The organism is Psychrobacter sp. 5A.1 (genome assembly GCF_030407455.1).
In the GTDB taxonomy this organism is placed as follows: domain Bacteria; phylum Pseudomonadota; class Gammaproteobacteria; order Pseudomonadales; family Moraxellaceae; genus Psychrobacter.
In genome coordinates this window covers 1-4,844 of the sequence record NZ_JASDDJ010000104.1, presented here as the reverse complement: position 1 = coordinate 4,844, position 4,844 = coordinate 1, and the positions used below count along the sequence as shown (strand labels likewise).

Sequence of the window (4,844 nt, the reverse complement as noted above, 5' to 3'; positions counted from 1 at the left end):
GCTGAATAAGTCATAATCTTTTTACTTTTCGCTTATTTTAAAAGAACTGTACCACTTTTATAAAGGATGTACTATATAAGAGCATACAAAATATCTAGACAGTACTGTAATCGAGCTTATACGCTAGCGGAATTTGAGAACGAAATCGACCGCTGCGTGGATATGATGTTATATTTTTATAATGCTTGTAGTAGCTTACCGATGCTATACGATACCTTAGTCGCTGATAAAGACGATAAGCTCAGCCTCCATAAAAATAACTATGGTAACTACATTCCTAAGCCTGATGTACTCTTAATTATGGCAAAGTTAACCAAGCAGCCTGACTATGACAAGCTGGTGACATATTATCGCCAAGAATACATTGATCATAAAATGAATGAATACAAGTATAGTAAGGAGTCTTTTGAAAGGAGTGAGCAAGAAAGATCAGAACGACGGCCAAAATATCAGAAAATTGAGTTCCAAGAGATGATAAATACACAGGAAACTTTTGAGTTAGAAATTGACAAACTAATTTCTTATTTAGAAAGGCTAGATGTGGATACCATATTGAATGCATCGGCTAATAAAGCTCTGGGGTTTTGATAGAGAATAAGGTATATCAGATGCTCCCAGCATACGCACACTGCTAGTACCATCTAATAGATACTAACAGTGCTGTAATTTAACGATAAATATGCCTGAGTTTACATGGCAGTATGATGCTTGCTTTACAAGCAGGAATAAGCTTGAGGTGAGCTACCCCTCAAGCTGAGCCATGACTTCCGCAGAGAAGTTCACATTGCTATAGACTTCTTGCACATCATCCGCATCTTCTAACATATCGATCATCTTTATGATCTTTTCAGCATCATCAACATTGTCGATCTCAGCCGTGGTAGACGGTGACATCGTCACTTCAGCATTGTCAGAGATAAGACCTGCCGCATTAAGCGCATCTTTGACTTGACCGAAACTTTCCCATTCAGTAATGACAAGCAAGCTTTCACCATCATTTTCGATATCAAGCGCGCCAGCATCTAGTGCGGCCAACATGACGTCGTCTTCTAGGCTTGTGTCATGAAAGGTGATTTCGCCGCGTTTTGTAAACAGATAAGCCACTGAGCCTGAGGTGCCAAGATTACCCTCATTTTTAGTAAAAGCGTGACGTACTTCGCTGACGGTACGATTGAGGTTGTCGGTTAAGGTTTCTACCAATACGGCCACACCACCAACGCCATAGCCTTCATAACTGACTTCTTCCATGTTTTCATTGTCACCGCCACCTGTACCACGATCGACAGCACGGTTGATCGTGTCGCGGGTCATGTTGACTGATAGTGCTTTTTCGATAACAGCACGTAGGCGTGGGTTTTTGTTAGGGTCGGGGTCACCTTGCTTGGCAGCAGAAACAATTTCACGAATAACTTTGGTAAATACCTTACCTCGTACTGCATCCTGACGGGCTTTACGGTGTTTGATATTTGCCCATTTTGAATGGCCTGCCATATAACATCCTTAAGTTTTGCGTATTATTTATTGTGCTTAAAAAAGTGTTTAGTCATCATCTTTAGTGCTAAGTCACGTGCCTTATCATATAGATGGCTCCATCTCTTTAAAATAATAGAGCTAATGACACGTTAACGATTTGTATGTTGTTGAGAGTGCTTTTTTGTTACACTGTGGCAACTTATAGATTGTATTCATTACGATACGTGAGCAATATTATAAACCAGTTTTGTGTATTTTGACCAACTTGGGCTAATCCATCACACTTTAAGTTACTGGATGCTATCAAACCATTGATTTTATGAAGTTACTGACTCTATGAAGCAACCAACCGCTGAAACCATCACCCACTTGCGTAACCGCATTCATATCATTATTGAAGGCACAGATACCCGCTTGGGTAAGCTCTTTGATATTGTGTTGTTGATGGCGATTTTGGCCAGTGTGGCCGTGGTCATGCTTGACAGTGTGCTGTACATGCGCCTGCAGTATGGCACTATATTCTTTTATGCAGAATGGTTTTTTACCATTTTATTTACGATGGAATATGCATTAAGGTTATTTTCAGCACCTAACCGCTTACGTTACGTTTTTAGTTTTTTTGGGATTGTGGACTTATTGTCCGTGCTGCCCAGTTACTTGAGCCTAATGTTTGTGGGTGTGCAGTATCTACTAGTGATACGTGTTTTGCGCATTTTACGTATTTTTCGGGTACTCAAGCTCAAAGCTTATATGCAACAAGCAGGTTTTTTGGCCTCAGCGCTCAAAACCAGCCAGCAAAAAATCACGGTATTCTTTTTATCGTTGGTGCTATTGGTCACGATTTTTGGCTCAATTATCTACGTGGTAGAAGGGCCAGAAAATGGATTTACCAGTATTCCACTGTCTATCTATTGGGCGGTCGTCACGATGACCACGGTCGGTTATGGTGATATGTCACCCAAAACGCCGCTGGGTCAAGCGATTGCGAGTATGGTCATGATTACGGGTTATTCGATCATTGCCGTACCTACCGGTATTTTTACCTCTGAGCTGGCACGTAATATGCGTCCTCAACTCAATCCTGTGACGTGCCCAAACTGCGGCAAGTTCGGTCATGCCGTCGGCGCAGATTTTTGCGATCGCTGTGGGCATGCACTACATATTTAGAGATAGCCTCAACAGAGCATGACGCTCTCATCTGCTACATTTCGATATATTCATTGACGAGTGGTGAGAGGTCAATCTCAACGCCTAGGTTGACCAAGTTCCAATACTGTCCTGATACCGTACGATCTAGCATCATCGTCGTCGCAGAAGGCTGGAATTGACCAAAGTATTTCAATGACGTACGCATTTGGGCAATGGCTTCGTGATGTACATCGCTACTACCAAAATCAAAAGCTCCTTTTTGATAAGGCTCAATGGACAGCGGCTTTAGACCAATTGACAACCACTTTTCATAAAATTCCCCAGGTATGTTTTTGTCATCATCACGGCGAATATCCAAGGCAACCAGATCTTGCTCAAGGGCGGTCACATCGCCTTTAATAGCATGTTTGGCAAAGCGGCGGAACAATTGAACTTCACTGTCACTATAGCTACGAATACCACCGAAATCATAAGCCACGACCGCGCCATCCTTGCGAAAGGCAAAGTTACCAGGATGTGGATCGCAGTGCATACGGTACAAACCAAATAGCTGTCCGGCGGTAAAGTGAAACAGGCGCTCGGCAATTTTTTGTTTGATATCGTTGTCCCACGTTGCGGCGACTGTGAGCGTGTCTCCCATCTCTTCGGTCAGTGTTAAAACCCGTTTAGAAGAGTGGCTGCTAATCACTTTAGGAATAATAAGGCCTTCGTCTTCTGCATGAAAAGCCCCAAACACCCGTAAGTTATGAGCCTCTTTGATGTAGTCCAACTCATCATGCAAGCTTTGACGAATCTCGTTAAAGAGCTGTTCTTGTAATTGTTTACTCATATTGAGCACACCAGCGATTTTTAGCGCCATGCGTACTTGTTTGAGATCACTATCACAGTTTTCATCAACATCAGGGTATTGAACCTTAACCACGACTTTTTGACCAGATGCCAAAACGGCTTTGTGCACCTGTCCAATAGATGCGGCGGCAAACGGCGTCTCTTCAAATTCGCTAAACAACTCTAAGATAGGTGCTTGAAGCTCGCGCTCGACTTGTGCACGTATCTGTGCATATGGCATCGGCGGCGCATCTTTTTGTAGCTTTTCTAAGGCAGTTGCGACCTCAGGTGGAAACACGTCTTTATATTGAGAGGCGATTTGTCCCACTTTCATCACCGCACCCTTCATTTCACCCAACGTTTCAGCGATCTGAATACCGACGTCTTGCATCAGCTCCGAGCGGGCTTGCAAACGTTTCTCTTCGTCACTTGAGAGATGCTTAAATGAGTTTTTAGCTGCTTTGCCGGCAATACTTGCTGTCATGCCAGCGAGTTTCATAAAGCGTTTTCCGGACGATTTTGCCATTCATGTCACCGTATAATGGGTTGTTTACTCAGTCATAATACTATTATTTTAATCACGACATTACTGTTTGACTAATGTGTGAGCAAAAAAGGGATAATTTACCAGAAAATCAGTAACGATGGATCACTGGTTGGTATTGATCGAATACATAGTGTTTAGCCAATAATCTAAGGCCATGTGATACCCCCGCTGTCCCAAACCGCAAATCACACCAACAGCGACATCGCTCAAATAAGAATGATGGCGAAAAGGCTCACGTGCGTGAACGTTCGATAAATGCACTTCTATAAATGGTTTTTGCGTGGCCAATAGGGCATCACGTAGGGCCACAGAAGTATGAGTAAAGGCGGCAGGGTTGATGATAATGGCATCTACTTGCGCGGCTGTCTCTGCTAATAGTCCATGATGTTGGATTTCATCCACCAGTTTGCCTTCATGATTGGATTGTACACAGATTAATTCAATCCCGTACTGAGCGGCGCGCTCGACTAACTGTTTTTCTATATCTGCCAGCGTCGTATAACCATAGATATCAGGCTCTCGTTTACCTAGCAAATTTAGATTGACCCCATTTACCAGTAATAATTTATGAGTCAGCGTTTGCTCGATATCTTGGTCAGGCGTTTTTTTGGCTGTTTTTGAAGGAGTAGAGGGCGTCATAATGATCTCTGTAGCTATTGAACGATGGTAATGGTTTGTTATAGTCAATCTTCTATCAATTGGGTACGGTGTCAGTCTCGCTTAGCCTACTACTTGTAGTGCTTTCACTCGGCTTCCTTGTATCCAAATTATGGTGGTGTTCTAAAAAGTATGCTGTCATCAGACATAACCATAGTTAATATAAAAGAATACCAGATCGAATACTTTA

Annotated in this window: 5 protein-coding genes; 2 read left to right on the top strand and 3 right to left on the bottom strand. The window is 42.6% G+C overall.

The genetic code is table 11. The features are described from left to right. Positions 1 to 201: 201 nt before the first annotated feature. Positions 202 to 588, top strand: coding sequence for a hypothetical protein (locus tag QL982_RS14045; RefSeq protein ID WP_290164882.1), 387 nt, complete (start codon positions 202 to 204; stop codon positions 586 to 588). 153 nt (positions 589 to 741) lie between these two features. Here QL982_RS14045 and QL982_RS14040 read toward each other — a convergent pair whose 3' ends face one another. Continuing rightward, on the bottom strand, positions 742 to 1,491 hold the full coding sequence (locus QL982_RS14040; protein WP_290164881.1) for a YebC/PmpR family DNA-binding transcriptional regulator: 750 nt from the start codon (positions 1,489 to 1,491) through the stop codon (positions 742 to 744). 318 nt (positions 1,492 to 1,809) lie between these two features. On the opposite strand from QL982_RS14040, the gene QL982_RS14035 reads away from it, so the two are divergent. Then, positions 1,810 to 2,640: an ion transporter gene (locus QL982_RS14035; RefSeq protein WP_290164880.1), complete on the top strand. Its 831-nt coding sequence runs from the start codon at positions 1,810 to 1,812 to the stop codon at positions 2,638 to 2,640. 34 nt (positions 2,641 to 2,674) lie between these two features. Here the strand turns inward: QL982_RS14035 and QL982_RS14030 are convergent, their stop codons facing one another. Together QL982_RS14030 and aroQ are read right to left on the bottom strand one after the other, a co-directional pair. Continuing rightward, positions 2,675 to 3,976: an AarF/ABC1/UbiB kinase family protein gene (locus QL982_RS14030; RefSeq protein WP_290164879.1), complete on the bottom strand. Its 1,302-nt coding sequence runs from the start codon at positions 3,974 to 3,976 to the stop codon at positions 2,675 to 2,677. A 123-nt stretch (positions 3,977 to 4,099) separates the two neighbouring features. Beyond that, the gene (aroQ, locus tag QL982_RS14025) at positions 4,100 to 4,636 is read right to left on the bottom strand and encodes a type II 3-dehydroquinate dehydratase (RefSeq protein WP_290164878.1); all 537 of its coding nucleotides are present in this window, start codon (positions 4,634 to 4,636) and stop codon (positions 4,100 to 4,102) included. Positions 4,637 to 4,844 lie beyond the last annotated feature (208 nt).